Below are 15,099 nucleotides of genomic sequence, written 5' to 3'. Positions count from 1 at the left end.
TTATTCTCCAGTTTCGCTGTTGATGTTCGAACTCGAACCAGTCCAAAAATTTTCCAGAGCATTCCATAGATCGGGGTTGTAAAATTTCAAATTTATTGAAACGGCGGTATTTTCAATGTCTGAAGCTGTTGTCAAAAAACTCTCTAAGACTTTTACGGCTTCAGAGTGTGAAGATTTCATGAAAAAAACAAGAAATTGATCTCTCGATTCATCGAGGTAAAAATCGCTGTTTTGAAGTAAAATCTCTGCAGAAATTGAATCTTCTATCAGAAGTATTTCAACGGCTTTTTCACGGACAAATAAATTCGAGTCGCATAAAAGGTCGGCTGTTCTCAGCAGAACATCAAAAGGTAAATCATCAAATTTGCCGAGTGAGACGAGAGCGTTGAGCCTTACCGTGGGGTAGAAATCATCCAACATATCTTTTATCACAGGGATTAAAAAGGGGTCGCATGAATTGCCGAGAATTCTCGCTACGTTTGCCCTGACCCTCCAGTTTTCGTCTTGAGAAAGATTTGAGGCTCTGTTTATTAGAAAGGAGTCTTCCATTTCGCCTGAAATGTAGACAGCTGAGATCTTCAAGTCTTCATCTTCATTTTCCATAAGAGAAAGCAGCCGCTCCCGGGTTCGGATGCCCATGATTTTGAAAATCTCTGTTATGGCTAAAAATTCTCTGGCGGAAGCATGTTTGAGTTTGGAAGTCAAAAAATCGAGGACGTAGTCTCCTTCCATCCGGGCGAAAGATTCTCTAGCGGGTTCGTTGAGTTCTATCCAGTCGTATCTTCCGACCGATGCCCTGACGAAAAGGCTGTCTAATACGGTCAGGTCTGTTGAAGAGACAAAAAAAGGCAAAAAAAACGTCGTTAAAAAAATCAAAACCCGTCCTCGATATCAGCGAATAAACCGAGATCAGGTCTTAAAAACACAAGTGAATCATCGCCTATTCCAAGGTAGGAATCGTCACCTCGTATGTCGAGAAACAAACCCGTCCCCCTGTAGCCGCGTCGAGTGTCGGACCATCCACGGGAATTTTCAGAGATTTTGACGGAGTAGAGGTCGTCTCCGGCGGATTCAACGAAAATGCTCCATGAATTGGCGTTTCCGGCACCTTGACAAAGACCTTCGGCGCTGTAAAAATCGTCGCCGCCTTCATCGACGAGTATTCCTGTCGAAAAGTCGTGTCCGCAGCCCTGAGAGACAGATTTGCTTATGTATGTGTCGTCTCCGTCACTGTCCAAAAGTATACCAAGCGCGAGGTGAACTCCTGATCCCTGTGAGTATTGGGAAGCTAAATAGCTGTCGTTTCCTGACTTGTCGTAAATTCCTCCGAAACCGTACCAGTAGGAACAAGCTTGCGAGAAGACGTCGGCGTCGTAGGAGTCGTTGCCGCCGCCGTCGAGGAGCAATCCAAACCCTCCGGGCAGATCCGGCCTGAGGCCTATTGAAAAACCCTGACCGAAAGAGAGGTATCTCTGGCTGAACCTTAAATCGTCCAAATACGCTCCCTTGCAGATGTAGGAATCATTTCCTTCAATGTCAGCGAAAATTCCGACTCCGGAAACCCCCGAGCAACCCTGGGAGTATGCGTATGAAATAAACCTGTCTTCTCCTGACCTGTCTATCAGAGACGCTACTCCGCATGCTGAAGAACCGCAGGTACCAACTTTTCCCAAATATGTGTCGTCTCCTTCAATGTCTTCAAGAAGGGATATTCCGAAAATTGAGGAGGCTACAGATGCGTAGCCTCCCCGGTACAAGTCGTCGCCGGAGCTGTCTATAAGAACTGAAACACCGCCAAAAGTTCCGGCTATTGAGAAATCGTCTGTTCCGAAATATTTGTCGTCTCCTTCGGCGTCTATTATCATGGTTACGGAATAAAAATTTTCACCGATGTAATATACGTCGTCTCCGCCCATGTCTATTATTATCCCTGTTTTGAACCTGTAGACGTTTGAACCCAATCCTCCGATTATTATTGGACCTTGTGGTGTGTCTTTCCATTTCACAATTTCGCCTTCTGAATAAGGACAGGGACTTGCATCCCCGTCAAAAAGACCGAAATCCGAGTGTTCGAGCAGAGCGTTGAAGACCGCCGCATGGCCCGAGAGGTCTATTTGGCAAGCGAAAAGCGTGAAAGAAGTCACGAATGATCTGTATTCGAGTGAAAGAGCGTATTCTTCATACGGGTCGAGGTTGAGAAGAGCCGCGTCGTCTTTGAGCAGTGAGCCGGCAAGAGATAACAGGGTGTCTTGGTGTTCACCGAAAGTTTCTGATAAAACCATTTGGCATTCTCCCAAAAATAATTCCGGATTTGTATAGTCAGCAACCGTCATAGAAGATTTGAAAAACAGGGAAAGAGAACAAAAAATAGGATAAACCCTTCGGATATCGAGATTTTCGATGTTCTCCATGATTTCTTTCATTTTATCGCTTCCTGAAAGCGGTTTTCTGAGGACTGTTTTAAGAGATTCTGCAAAAAGGGCAGGAGGGTTGGAGAATTCAAAACCTACGTCGCTTTCGGAGGTTCTCAGGACGCTGAGAGCTAAAGGGATAAATTTTTTGTAATAATCTTCAGGAGGATGATCGTATTCGTCACGGGGAACTTCCTGAGAAAAAAGGGGTTGGGATACTAAAATTACAATACAGATAATTTGTCTCATAAGCCTATTTGTGATATATTCTTTAAATATTAAGTGATTTCATAAATAGTTTCAAGAAAATAAAAAGGAGGCATTTTGAAGTGTCGATTGATTTTAGCATGTTTGGCGGTTTTTATCGCTACGACTGCTGTAGCAGGTGCTATGGTACACAAACCCGGTGAAGTGATTGTAAAATTCAGAAACAGCTCCAGAGATGAAATCACATTCGAAGTGGCCGACGGTCTCGTATCGTCGAATATCCCTTCGTTGAATTCAATATTTTCGGAGTACGAAATCGTATCCTACGATCAATTGATCCCGGATTACGATTACGGCAGAAACATAGACTACGGTTTGGATTTAATCTATGTTTTCTCTTCAACGCGAGACGATAGAGCTGTTTCCAGCGTAAATGCTTTTACGCACAACCCCTGGGTCGATTTCTGCGAACTGAACTTTCAAATGGAAATGGCGGGGATAACGCCTTTTAATTCATGGGAACCTTTTCTCACTCCCAATGATCCATCTTATTCGAGTCAGTGGTTTTTACCCAACATCCAGGCTCCAGCGGCTTGGGACATCCAGACAGGGAACCATTCTCACATAGTGGCAATAGTCGATGATGCCTGCGAAAAAGGACACGCGGATCTCGCCGGAAATTACATTACGGGGTACGACTATGTCAGCAACGATAACGACCCGACTCCACCTAACGCTAGTTATGATCACGGAACACACTGTTCAGGATGTGCCGCCGCAGTGACAAACAACTCGACTGGAATTTCTTCTATAGGATTCGGCATCGGACTGATAGGAATCAGGACAGAACTTAACGTTTCAGCGATAGTCCAGGGAATCAACTTTTCAGCGCAAAACGGAGCGGATGCTATCTCGATGAGCTGGGTCGCCAGTTCTCCAATTTCATCAATAGCGACCGCCATCAACGACGCCTACAACAATTACGATGTAGTCTGTGTAGCCGCTGCCGGAAATTACAACACGTCTTCTCCATACTATCCAGCGGCTGGAGACAACACTATAGCCGTAGCCGCTACAAATTCTTCAAACCAGAAAGCAAATTTTTCCAACTACGGGACATGGATAGATATATCAGCGCCAGGAGTCAACATATACTCGACAGTGCCCTTTGGAACATACGCCTACATGGACGGAACATCGATGGCCTGCCCCATTACAGCGGGTCTCATCACATTGATGAGATGCCAATTCCCCGGTGAAAATAACACACAGATTATTCAAAGGCTCTACGACGCTGCCGACTCCATGCCTTCCTGCAGTTACTACAACAGTGGGTACATGGGAGCCGGAAAGATAAACGCCTACGCTTCGGTGCAGGGGACAGCGCCCGACACTTCGATAACCGTCACGGCACCAAACGGTGGGGAGCATTGGTATATAGGATCTTCGCACAACATAACATGGACAGACAATAATGTCTCAAATTTTGACGTTCACTACAGCACGAACAACGGATCGACTTGGATTTCTGTCGCGAGCAACGTGACGGGCAATTCAAGGTCATGGACGATTCCCAACGCTCCTTCTTCACAATGCCTTGTCAGAGTGAGAGATTACAATCACCCTTCAACTGTTTATGACGTCAGCGACGCTGTTTTCACGATTGAAACAGAACCGGCATCACAGTGCGACACATTGACTTATTGGGACTGGGGAACTGTTGGAACAACTTTTAATTACGGAGATCCCCCGGAATGGATGGGGATGGGAGTGAGGTTTACACCCACGGAATTGTCACCCTATTCGGGACGTTATATCGAAAGGGTGTTGTTCATGCTTTCTGACGGAAGCAACCCCGCAAACGACGCGAAATTTTACATTTTTGGCGACGGGTCTTCGACCAACCCCGGCGACACTTTGCTCATGTCGTCTTTTTCGGTTACAGGTTCCGAACAATGGTATGATATCGCTCTCGGAGCGAACCACGTACCCATCAACGCCACAGGAGACATGTGGGTTCTCGTCGGTTTCACATACGCAAATTCTTCGTCGTATCCGTTCCCGGCAAATGAGAATTCCTACATAGCAGACAAGAGCGACTGGGCTTGGACAAATACCGGAGGTTGGGAAGAACTCGCAGATTTCAGTTATTACTATGGCTGGCCTGTCGGTGTCGTAGTGTGTCTGCAAAATGGAGTTGAGGAAGTCATTATACCCGGCAGAGAAGTGCAGCTTGCATTGTCGGCAAAATATGACTTCACCCGAAATTCAGTGAGAGTGGACTACTTTCTGCCGTCTTCCGGACTCGTCTCACTCAAAGCTTTTGACGTGACGGGAAGAGAGGTAGCGACCGCCTACGAAGGTCAGAAGACCGCGGGAGGTCATTCAATTGATTTACCCGCCGGAAACATGCCCACGGGAAGTTACATCTATTTGTTGACAACTGAATACGGAAAAGTTTATTCTAAAGTTTTTATTTTTGAATAAAAAGTTTTTGTTCGGGGCGTAGCGCAGCCCGGTAGCGCGCTTGGTTCGGGACCAAGAAGCCGGAGGTTCAAATCCTCTCGCCCCGATTTATAATGTGTAAGAGGGATAAAAATCCCTCTTTTTTTTGTCAAAGGAAATATTTTTTGCTTCTTGCACCGACGAGAAATCCCGTTAAAATTGAAGGTATGAAGAGGAAAAATGATTTTCGGTAGAAAAAAATTTCCTGGATGCGATTGGGGCCCTAAACCATCTATACCGATAAAGTTCGATTTTAAATATCTAAAGCTTTCCCAGGTCGGCATTTTTGACGATTTCTCTCTTTTGAAGAAATTCGGAACTCCAGAAGACAGGTCCAACGCGCTGTCCATGAAATTCAGTTATTATTCTCAAGGATTCGAGTTCGACGCCGAAAATGATAAAATAGTGGATATCTTTATCAACGTCAGTGACTTTTATCCGCCTTTTCAACCATTCAAGGGCGATTTTCTCCTTTCAGGAAAACCTCTAATAATATCGAAATCAACTACAGAAGACAGTTTCAAAGAGATTTTTCCCGATGTTTTTTGGAGAGATGAAGATGATGACGAAATTATTCTTTTTTATGAAATGGAAAAAGTCGAGTGGCAGGTTGAATTCGATAAGGGGGGGGGGTTAAAAGCTTTAATTATATGCACTCCGCCACTTCTATCCGATCCTGAAGCAAAAAAAACTTTCAAAGTGACGAAAGAATTGAAGTTTAAATTATGAACTCCCTGAAAAAAGACCTCGGTTTTTTGGAAATTTACTGCATAGCTACAGGGACCATGATAAGTTCCGGAATCTTTATTTTGCCGGGTTTGGCGTTTTCAAAGACAGGCCCTGCGGTTTTCGTCTCTTATTTATTTTCGGGAATCCTCGCGTTGCTCGGTTTGCTGAGCATTGTGGAATTGTCCTCGGCGATGCCGAAAGCCGGAGGCGATTATTTTTATATAACGAGAAGTCTGGGACCTCTGACGGGCACTATAAGCGGCTTGATAAGCTGGCTGGGTTTGTCCATGAAAACGGCTTTTGCGGTTATTGGTATTGCCGAAATTCTGTTTATCATTTTAGGAGTCAACGTATATTTTTCAGCAGTCACTTTGTCCGTTTTCTTTGTTTTTCTCAACATAATCGGCGTAAAAGACTCAGCGATTTTCCAAAGCATCGTTGTGGTAGGCCTGGTGCTGATCGTATCATTTTACATAATTGTCGGTATTGGAAACATTGATATAATGCGCTTTGAGAGATTTTCCTCGGGCGGAATCAACTCCATAATGAAGACGAGCGGATTTGTCTTTGTCGCTTACGGAGGGCTTCTTAAAATAACTACTGTGGCCGAAGAAGTTAAAAACCCCAGAAAGAACTTGCCGCTTGGATTATTTGTTTCACTCTTCACAGTAATCGTTTTTTATTCTCTTATGTCTATGGTCGCGGTCGGTACGTTAACTCCAGATTCTCTGTCGGGAAGTCTGACTCCGATAGCCGATTCGGCAAAAACCTTCTCCGGTGGGTTCGGTTATTACGCGCTGACTTTAGCGGCTATGCTCGCTTTTATTTCAACTGGTAACGCCGGAATTATGGCGGCTTCTAGGTATCCTTATGCTCTTTCGAGAGATAAATTACTGCCTAAAATTTTTGGAAAGATTCCTTCTCATCCGAGAACTCCTGTTTTCGCGGTAGTTTTGACAGGGATAATAATTGTTTCAGCTTTTTTTCTGAAACTTGAAAACTTGGTCAAAGTGGCTTCGACGAGTATTATTCTGACTTATATACTGATACAGATATCTTTGATTGTATTGAGGGAAAGCCGGATCGAAAACTACCAGCCGACCTTTAAAAGTCCTCTTTATCCATGGCTGCAAATACTGAGCGTGATACTATACTGTTTTTTGATAGTTGACATGGGAATAAAGACTGTTCTGACCAGTATGGCTCTGGTGTTCACCGCCGTCATATTTTACTTCGCGTACGGAAGAATCAAGAATAAAAACGAATACGCTCTTTTGCATCTTGTAGAGAGAATAACGAATAAAAAAATGCATTCTGATTCTCTCGAGCTCGAACTAAAAAAAGTAATCTCCGACAGAGACGAAATCGTTTTCGACAGATTCGACAAACTCATTGACAACGCCCTTGTTTATGACATCGACGCTGAAATGAATCTTGAAGAACTCTTTTCTATGATTTCCGAAGACGTAGCGGATAAATTAAACGCCGACACGGAAACGATAAAAAAATCTTTTATGGATAGAGAAAATCTGGCTTCGACCGCAATCACTCCTTTTGTCGCGATTCCTCACATTATAGTCGAAGGTGAAAAAATTTTTGAAATAATCGTAGCGAGATCCCTTAAGGGCCTGGTGTTTTCAGAAGAAAAAAGCTCTGTCAGAGCCGTGTTTGTTGTTATCGGATCGTTGGACGAAAGAAACTTCCACCTTCAAGCGCTTTCAGCTATCGCCCAGATAGTGCTGAACAGAAAATTCGAGAAAAGGTGGCTTAATTGCAAGAATCTTCAAGCTATCAAAAACCTTATACAATTGAGCGAGAGAAGACGTTTTGAATAGTTCTGATGAAAAAGCCCAGTTATATTATTACAAAGACAACTTATGATTACTGGCGTAAAAAACATTGTATTCAATTTAACCGAAGCAATTGAAAACATCGGAAAAACAAAAAATAATAAGTATCTTTTGCTTGGACCAGATTTTGTATCCAAAAAATTATTTTTGGAAAGAATTGAAAAAACTTTTTTAGACTCGTCCGGTAAATCCTTTGACAGGGTAGTGGTTTGGGGAGATGAAAAGAACGCTTTTGATAAAATTGTCGAAGCGCTTTGGTCTATTCCGGTTTTTTCAGAATACAAAATCATCATTGTTCACAAGACCGATCAACTCAAGGACAACAAATATTTTTCCGAGCAGGAACAAAAAAAAATTCCCGGTACATCTATAGTCGTCTTTCTCTCAGACCTTGGTGAAGGGAAACGGTATTTATCATCTCGGAAATGCCCTTCTGTTATAAGAGACATATCTTCGTTTTCAGAGGTCTGCATATTTTTGGACCCTTACCCGAACGAGAGAAAATCATTTATCGGTGAGTTGGAAAAGATATACGACGTCAATATTGAACCTCAGAACAAAGAGATTATTTGTGCCCAAGGACCGCAAACCGCGGTAGAACTCCACCGAATATTTGGGATCATAAAAGATGAATTGCTGAAAGGAACAGGACTTGAAATTAAAGACCTTTTTACGGAAACGGGAACGCTTGAGAATTTGGCGTTTTCTGTTGGGGGCAGAGACCTCGGTTATGCTATTATCTGTCTCGAAGACGCGACACGATGGGGGATTAAAACAAACGAAATTGTGAGAACTCTATCCCTTTACTTCGATACAATTCGCGCCATCAGGTACTATATGGATCAAAAATGCCTGCCTTCTGACAGCTATTCACTTCAAAAACTTCTTCTTAAGGATTACCGAATATACGTTTCTCCTGAAAATGCCCCGAAGTATATCATAGGCGCTAAAAACTGGAAAGAGAAAGAAATATCAAAAGTTAGAGAAATTCTGTTTCACAAAAATCTCGATATCAGAACAGGTGGATCCGATCTTTTTTTGTCACTTTCTTCATTGATTGGTGATATAATAAATACAAAAAAATAAAGGAGTTTTGAGTATGCCTGAAGAGAGGAATTTTGAGGCTATTCTGTCCAAGATTATTTCTTTGAAAGAGATGATTAGCAAAGCCGAGCAACTAAAAGATAAAGTTCGGCCCGATGTATATGATAAAGTGATAAACGATTATTTTATTCAGCTTGAAAGTTATAATTCTCAGTTGAGCGGCATGGGTGTTGAAGTAAATCAGAAAATTCAAAGCCTCGACAAAGATATTGATGAACTGACGAAGAAAATAGACTATATACAGATTCAGATAGAAGAAACTGAATTCCGGCACATGTTGGGAGAGATACGCGAAGAAGAATACCAGCAAAAAAACAATACTTTTGCTTTAAACAGAAAACAATACGAAGACAGCCTTGTAATACTAAGCAAATCGAGAAAGGATTTTGAAAATTTAATCGGAAAATTTTCTACTCAAAATTCCTATGCCGAAACTCCTGTTGTAAAGCAGGAAACTCCTAAAAAAGGTTTTCCAGTTGACGCTGACGATGAAATTGAAGCTAAATTCGATTCAAAAGAGGATTTTTTGTCGGACAGCACGTTTTCTTTTTCTGACTCCCCGGATAAAGAGCCCCAACAAAATAAAATCGAATACGCTTCAGAGAAACCTGATTTCGAGGAGCCTTTAGTGAAAGACACATTTTCCGTAGAGGCGAAAAAACCCGAATCAAGCGATTTTGAACCTATAAAAACCGTTCAGTCAGTGACCGACGGATACTCCAAACCCAAAGATTCTTTTGAAGACTCTTTCGACAGTCTTTTTCAGGAAGATGAAGAAGAGGATATGACCCAGGAAGAACCACCCTCAGAAGAGGAGGATGAAGACATAACTTCCGAGATGTTTGAAACTCAAGATGAATCTGAAAACACGATTAAATGTCCTAAATGCGGTTTTGAAAACAGACCTGATGCCTGGAATTGTGAAAAATGCGGATCTCCAATAATACTATAAAAATTTTCTCCTTTTTTGTTTTTTCGGTTTATGGTCTTACAGTCACTTCTTGTGTCAGCCCTGAGATCATAGTGAAATACGATAAAACATTTAAATCTTCACAGCCCAGGATAATGACCGAAAAAAACATGAATTTGTGGGAAATGGTCTTGATCCCCGCCGGAAATTTTAAAATGGGTTCAACAAATGGTTTAGAAGATGAAATCCCGCAGCACAACGCTTTCACCGACAATTTTTACATAGACAAATACGAAGTGACTTGTTACCAGTACATGGTTTTTTGTGAATTGACCGGTCATCCCAAACCGGAGAATTGGCCAGGCGGTTACCTGGCTTTGAGCAAATATTTCGAACCGGTGAGATTCATCAGTTACCAAGACGCCGAAGACTACGCAGAATGGCTTGGAAAGACTATTCCCACGGAAACACAGTGGGAAAAAGCCGCTCGGGGTGTAGACGGGCGGGTTTATCCATGGGGTGACGACTGGTTTGATGACGCCGCAAGAACCATAGAAGATAAATTCAGCCTTCCGCAATTCGTCGGTTGGCATGGAGACTATTCTGCCAGCCCTTACGGAGTCTTGGACATGGCTGGAAATGTTTTTGAGTGGACATCGACATGGTACAACGCCTACCCTAACAGCTCGGCGGAAAGCGAGTATTTCGGAAGCATTGTGAAGGTTATAAGAGGCGGTTCTTTTGAGAACTCAAAAGAGCTCGCTTCAACCACCTACCGGGGCATAGCTTATCCTAACATCGTATACTCAAACATAGGTTTTAGATGCGCATTCATCCCTCCAAACAGAGAAGAACTTCCACCGACAATAATCATATTGCCGGATGGAACCGTGCAATGGTAACCCCTTTAGACAAATTAAGAGCCAAAATGCTTCAAAACGGCTGGGATTGTTGCGTGGTGTCAAAAATTTTGGATATTTACTTTGTATTGAACCCTAAAAAATTCATCAACTTTATCGAGACAAGAGCTCTTCTGCTTGTTTTTTTAGACGATTTGTTTTTGATATCAGATCCGTCTTCGATTGAGCTTTTCAGGGTTTTGACTGACACGGATTTTAAATCCGTCAAAAGCTCTTGGAAAAGTAGCTATGAAACTGGCGGTTTTTTCCTGAGTGAATTATCACAGGTGCTGAAGGATAAAAAATCAGAGACAGTTCTGGCTGTTGACAACCAGTTTTTGAGGAAAGATATTAAAACCCATTTTTCATGCAGAAATTTAGGATCTACCCTGTCTATGATCGCGTCTGAAAAAGAAAATTGGCAGTTGGATTCGATATCCGAAGCGTACAGAATAATGAAAACAGCCGTCGAAAGGTTTATTCCTCGGCTCAAAGAGGGAATCACAGAGATTCAGGCCAGGAACATTGTCGATGAGGAACTCCATAATACGGGCGCCGAAAGACTCGGCGTTCCAACAATTGTCAGTTTTTCAAACTCTTCAAGTTTTCCAGACCCCGTTCCCACATCACAGAAACTATGCCTCGGCGACATGGTCATGTATGAGATTTCAGCAGGCATAAGAACAGAAGCTCCGATATTCGGAAGGACTTCATTTTTTAATGAACCTGAAGTGGAAAAACTCGAAGTTTTAAACAAAGCTCTTGACGCTTACAGAAAGATGATTGACTGGATAGAAGTGGGCAAAATCGCCGGAAAAGCCTTTGAATTCATTTCTGAAAAACTCGGATCTCTTTCGGATTATATTATGACTGTATCCGGATTCAGCCTCGGAGCGTCATCTGATTATTTTTATCTGGCGCCTTTGAGCAAACATACTTTTCGCGAAAATGAAGCCTTGGTGGCTTTGCTGTCGTTGAATATCCCGGATTTCGGCATATTGAGGTTTTCAGACACGATTTTAGTGTCAAGCCCGAATGAAGTATTGACTCCGTTCGATTATAAATTGGTGGTTTAAGCTTTAAGGAGAAGACAATGACCAGGGAAGAAGCTTTGAAGTTGATAGATGAAAACATAAAAAACGAAAACTTAAAAAAACATCTTTTTGCTGTAGAGGCTTGCATGAAAGGATTGGCCGAGCACTTCGGCGGGGATGCGTCCGATTGGGCTATGGCGGGAATACTTCACGATATCGACTACGACATGACCAAAGATAATCCTGAGCTGCACGGCAAGATTGGAAGAGAAATGTTGTCATCCAAGGGGTTGAAAGAAGAAATTTTAAACGCCATCGAAAACCATTGTAAACCCGAACCGCCGGAGGACTTAATGTCACTCTGCCTTTACGCGGTCGATCCTTTTACCGGTCTTGCGATCGCCTCGGCTCTGATGCACCCTGATAAAAAGATCGGATCTATAGACAGAGAATTTATTAAAAAAAGATTCAAAGAAAAAAGATTCGCGGCCGGGGCGAACAGAGACCAAATAATGACCATAGAAAAGACAAATCTTAAATTTGAAGATTTTATTGATGTATGTTTGAAATCTATGGCTGAAATTTCGGGAGCTCTTGGCCTGTGAGGTTTTTTTGAAAAAAAATATTCTGGTGACAAGAATGATTCCCGGGGCAGGTCTGGATATACTGAAAAAATATTTTGGAGGATACCAGCTCCCTACCGATCCAACTCAAGCAATACCGAGAGAGGAATTGTGTGAAAAGATAAAGGGGAAAGACGCTCTTTTATGCCTGTTAACGGACAAAATTGACTCTGAAGTCCTGCGTTACGCCGACAATCTCAGAATTATCGCCAATTATGCCGTTGGTTTCGACAATATTGATCTTAAATCCGCCGGCGAGAAAAAAATTCTTGTCACGAACACTCCGGGAGTTCTGACCGAAGCGACTGCCGACCTCACCTTTGCACTGCTTCTCTCGGTTGTCCGAAGGATAACTGAAGCTGACAGGTTCGTCAGACAAGGCAACTTCAAGGGGTGGGCTCCCGAACTTTTGATAGGAGGAGACCTAAACGGAAAAATTCTGGGAATAATCGGTCTCGGAAGAATAGGCAGGGCTGTAGCCAAAAGAGCGTCTTGTTTTGGCATGAGGATAGTTTATCACTCGAGAACAAGAGACGAAGATTTTGAAAAATCCTACGGTGCTGAATTCCAAGAAGTCGAGGATTTGATAAGACAATCGGATATTGTCACGCTGCACGCGCCTTTGACGAAAGAAACCTACCACATGATAGACGCAAAAAAAATAGGTCAGATGAAAAGAAACGCCTACATAGTCAATACTGCGAGAGGCCCTTTGATAGACGAAAAATCTCTTTGTGAAGCTTTGAAGAATAGAGCTATAGCAGGAGCCGCCTTAGACGTCTTCGAAAGGGAACCCGAGGTCGAAAGAGACCTTATGGAACTGAAAAACGTCGTCTTGGCTCCGCATATAGGAAGCGCTTCCAAAGAGACGAGGGATAAAATGGCGATCATTGCCGCCGAGAGCATAGTCAGGTACTTCGAAGGCGAACTGCCATACAACTCCGTAAACCCTGAGGTGACGAAATGAGTCAATTGAGAAAACTTTTCGGCAGAGAGAAAAAAAACGTAGACGAGCTGGCTTTGAACCAGAGGCTTCCCTACAACAACGCCATCGCGATAGAGGCTTTGGTGAATGTTCTCTCTGAAAAAGGGTTGATCGACAGAGAAGAACTCTTGAAAGAGGTCACTAAACTCGCAAAACAACTTAAAGAAAAAGCCCCAAAAACCTCCTCGAAAAATTGACAGTTCAAACAAAAATAGTAGCCGGGATTCTCAAGAACAGACCTCTCAAGGGCGTGGGTTCAGGAGTCAGGCCAATGACTGCTTACATGAGAAAAAGGATGTTCGACAAAATTTCAGATTTTATAATCGGTAAAAATGTTTTGGATCTTTTTTCCGGGTCCGGGGCCATAGGGTTTGAGGCTTTATCGAGAGGCTGTTCCAGGGTTGTTTTTGTCGAAAATGACTCCAAAAGGGCTGTTTATATTTCTGAAATTTCTAAAAAATGGAAAATAGAAGACAGGATAAAAGTTTTCAAATCCGATGTTTTAAGCTTTTCGTGCGGGGAGAGGTTCAATCCGATTTTTGTCGACCCGCCATATGCTTTTGAAAAAATCGGAGAATTGGCGCTGAAAATAATCCAGTTTTCTGAAACAGGTGCCAAAGTTATCTGGCACACAAATAGGGATTTATATTTGCCCGACAGTTTTGTTTTAGATGATTTTGTTGAAACCGGAGGTAAAAAATTGTTTTTCTTCGAGATCCAAAATGCGGAAAAATAAAAATTCCGCGATCTACCCGGGGTCATTTGACCCTGTGACAAACGGCCATTTGGATATTGTCCGAAGAGCTTCGGGTATTTTTCAGAATTTGATTATACTCGTAGCCGACAACCCGAGCAAAAAATACGTGTTCAACGCAGAAGACAGAAAAGACTTCATTATAAAAGCCATTGGAGAAACTAAAGAGATCAGCGTCGAAATCCACAAAGGCCTTCTCGCGGAATATATTCAAAAAAGCAACGTCAACATTGTCATTCGCGGACTCAGGTTTGTCTCCGATTTTGAATACGAACTATCTCTCGCCCTGATGAACAGAAAGTTAAATTCAAGCATAGAAACTATATTTCTCGCTCCGAGAGAAGAACTGATTTATTTGAGCTCAACAATGGTCAAAGAAATCGCTTCGTTTGGAGGAGACGTCAGCCAATGGGTCCCTAATTGTGTGCAGGGTGCTCTGGAATCGAAATACAAATTGAAAAAAAAATAAAGGAGAAGGTGTATGTCCATTTTCTTGTCATCGAGGTCTGCGCTCATAAAACCTTCAGAGACCATAAGACTTTCAGGACTCGTAAAAGAACTCATAGCTCAGGGAGCTGATATCGCGAATTTGACCGCTGGAGAACCTGATTTTGACACACCGGAGCATATTCGTAAAGCCGCCGAGGAGGCTATTGAAAGAGGATTTACGAGGTATCTGCCGGCCTCCGGAATAAAAGAACTCAGGGAAATAATAGCGCTGAGAACAAATGAATTTATCTCCCAAAAATACAATTTTCAAAATGTGGTGGTCTGCGCGGGCTGTAAAAACGCAATATTCAACGCTTTGATGGCTACATGCGAACCAGGGGACGAGGTGATTATACCTTCTCCTTATTGGGTTAGTTACCCCTACCTTGTACAATTGACTGGTGCAAATCCCGTATTCATTGATACAAAAGACACAGACTATCTTCTCGACCCTGAAAAACTCTCAGAAAAAATCACGGATAAAACAAAAGCCATCTTCGTCAACACGCCCTCCAACCCGGTGGGAAATGTCTATTCTATTGATGTTTTGAAGTCTCTATGGGAAGTTATAAAAAAACACGAAAAAATATTGGTGATCT

The 15,099-nt window shown here is 42.6% G+C and carries 15 protein-coding genes and 1 tRNA gene; 14 read left to right on the top strand and 2 right to left on the bottom strand.

Features of this window, described 5'->3' with window-relative positions:
• A complete protein-coding gene (locus JXA84_09570; protein ID MBN1151453.1) occupies positions 1-876 on the bottom strand; it encodes a HEAT repeat domain-containing protein in 876 nt (291 codons plus the stop codon).
• A complete protein-coding gene (locus JXA84_09565; protein ID MBN1151452.1) occupies positions 873-2,660 on the bottom strand; it encodes a hypothetical protein in 1,788 nt (595 codons plus the stop codon). The genes JXA84_09570 and JXA84_09565 overlap by 4 nt, the downstream gene beginning before the upstream one ends.
• Before the next feature lie 75 nt (positions 2,661-2,735).
• On the opposite strand from JXA84_09565, the gene JXA84_09560 reads away from it, so the two are divergent.
• From JXA84_09560 to JXA84_09495, 14 genes are all read left to right on the top strand, one after another.
• The gene (locus tag JXA84_09560; GenBank protein MBN1151451.1) at positions 2,736-5,105 is read left to right on the top strand and encodes a S8 family serine peptidase; all 2,370 of its coding nucleotides are present in this window, start codon (positions 2,736-2,738) and stop codon (positions 5,103-5,105) included.
• A 12-nt stretch (positions 5,106-5,117) separates the two neighbouring features.
• Positions 5,118-5,191, top strand: a tRNA-Pro gene (locus tag JXA84_09555).
• 112 nt (positions 5,192-5,303) lie between these two features.
• On the top strand, positions 5,304-5,852 hold the full coding sequence (locus JXA84_09550; protein MBN1151450.1) for a hypothetical protein: 549 nt from the start codon (positions 5,304-5,306) through the stop codon (positions 5,850-5,852).
• On the top strand, positions 5,849-7,687 hold the full coding sequence (locus JXA84_09545; GenBank protein ID MBN1151449.1) for an amino acid permease: 1,839 nt from the start codon (positions 5,849-5,851) through the stop codon (positions 7,685-7,687). The genes JXA84_09550 and JXA84_09545 overlap by 4 nt, the downstream gene beginning before the upstream one ends.
• A gap of 42 nt (positions 7,688-7,729) precedes the next feature.
• Positions 7,730-8,788, top strand: a complete 1,059-nt coding sequence (locus JXA84_09540) for a hypothetical protein (protein ID MBN1151448.1) — start codon at positions 7,730-7,732, stop codon at positions 8,786-8,788.
• Between the two features lie 13 nt (positions 8,789-8,801).
• Positions 8,802-9,758 carry a hypothetical protein gene (locus JXA84_09535; GenBank protein ID MBN1151447.1) on the top strand — a complete coding sequence of 319 codons (957 nt, stop codon included), beginning with the start codon at positions 8,802-8,804 and terminating at the stop codon, positions 9,756-9,758.
• 71 nt (positions 9,759-9,829) lie between these two features.
• A complete protein-coding gene (locus JXA84_09530; protein ID MBN1151446.1) occupies positions 9,830-10,618 on the top strand; it encodes an SUMF1/EgtB/PvdO family nonheme iron enzyme in 789 nt (262 codons plus the stop codon).
• The gene (locus tag JXA84_09525; protein MBN1151445.1) at positions 10,612-11,691 is read left to right on the top strand and encodes an aminopeptidase P family protein; all 1,080 of its coding nucleotides are present in this window, start codon (positions 10,612-10,614) and stop codon (positions 11,689-11,691) included. Before JXA84_09530 ends, JXA84_09525 begins: the two co-directional genes overlap by 7 nt.
• A gap of 17 nt (positions 11,692-11,708) precedes the next feature.
• Positions 11,709-12,254 (top strand): HDIG domain-containing protein, encoded by a 546-nt coding sequence (locus tag JXA84_09520; GenBank protein ID MBN1151444.1) that lies wholly within the window; start codon positions 11,709-11,711, stop codon positions 12,252-12,254.
• Positions 12,255-12,288: 34 nt separating this feature from the next.
• On the top strand, positions 12,289-13,239 hold the full coding sequence (locus JXA84_09515; GenBank protein ID MBN1151443.1) for a D-glycerate dehydrogenase: 951 nt from the start codon (positions 12,289-12,291) through the stop codon (positions 13,237-13,239).
• Positions 13,236-13,454, top strand: coding sequence for a hypothetical protein (locus tag JXA84_09510; protein MBN1151442.1), 219 nt, complete (start codon positions 13,236-13,238; stop codon positions 13,452-13,454). The genes JXA84_09515 and JXA84_09510 overlap by 4 nt, the downstream gene beginning before the upstream one ends.
• Positions 13,451-13,993 (top strand): RsmD family RNA methyltransferase, encoded by a 543-nt coding sequence (locus JXA84_09505; protein ID MBN1151441.1) that lies wholly within the window; start codon positions 13,451-13,453, stop codon positions 13,991-13,993. The genes JXA84_09510 and JXA84_09505 overlap by 4 nt, the downstream gene beginning before the upstream one ends.
• On the top strand, positions 13,980-14,480 hold the full coding sequence (coaD, locus tag JXA84_09500) for a pantetheine-phosphate adenylyltransferase (GenBank protein MBN1151440.1): 501 nt from the start codon (positions 13,980-13,982) through the stop codon (positions 14,478-14,480). The genes JXA84_09505 and coaD overlap by 14 nt, the downstream gene beginning before the upstream one ends.
• Before the next feature lie 12 nt (positions 14,481-14,492).
• Positions 14,493-15,099 (top strand): aminotransferase class I/II-fold pyridoxal phosphate-dependent enzyme (locus JXA84_09495; protein ID MBN1151439.1); only part of this gene is annotated, 607 nt, incomplete at its 3' end.

The organism is candidate division WOR-3 bacterium (genome assembly GCA_016926475.1).
Taxonomy (GTDB): domain Bacteria; phylum SDB-A; class SDB-A; order SDB-A; family SDB-A; genus JAFGIG01.
The sequence above is the reverse complement of the archived record's forward strand: the minus strand, read 5'-3'. Positions and strand labels throughout refer to the sequence as shown.

Bases quoted from the DNA above. Each gene is read 5' to 3' on its own strand.
- JXA84_09565 (MBN1151452.1), bottom strand. From the start codon at position 2,660: ATGAGACAAATTATCTGTATTGTAATTTTAGTATCCCAACCCCTTTTT.
- JXA84_09550 (MBN1151450.1), top strand. From the start codon at position 5,304: ATGATTTTCGGTAGAAAAAAATTTCCTGGATGCGATTGGGGCCCTAAA.
- JXA84_09545 (MBN1151449.1), top strand. From the start codon at position 5,849: ATGAACTCCCTGAAAAAAGACCTCGGTTTTTTGGAAATTTACTGCATA.
- JXA84_09540 (MBN1151448.1), top strand. From the start codon at position 7,730: ATGATTACTGGCGTAAAAAACATTGTATTCAATTTAACCGAAGCAATT.
- JXA84_09535 (MBN1151447.1), top strand. From the start codon at position 8,802: ATGCCTGAAGAGAGGAATTTTGAGGCTATTCTGTCCAAGATTATTTCT.
- JXA84_09525 (MBN1151445.1), top strand. From the start codon at position 10,612: ATGGTAACCCCTTTAGACAAATTAAGAGCCAAAATGCTTCAAAACGGC.
- JXA84_09520 (MBN1151444.1), top strand. From the start codon at position 11,709: ATGACCAGGGAAGAAGCTTTGAAGTTGATAGATGAAAACATAAAAAAC.
- JXA84_09515 (MBN1151443.1), top strand. From the start codon at position 12,289: ATGATTCCCGGGGCAGGTCTGGATATACTGAAAAAATATTTTGGAGGA.
- JXA84_09510 (MBN1151442.1), top strand. From the start codon at position 13,236: ATGAGTCAATTGAGAAAACTTTTCGGCAGAGAGAAAAAAAACGTAGAC.
- coaD (MBN1151440.1), top strand. From the start codon at position 13,980: ATGCGGAAAAATAAAAATTCCGCGATCTACCCGGGGTCATTTGACCCT.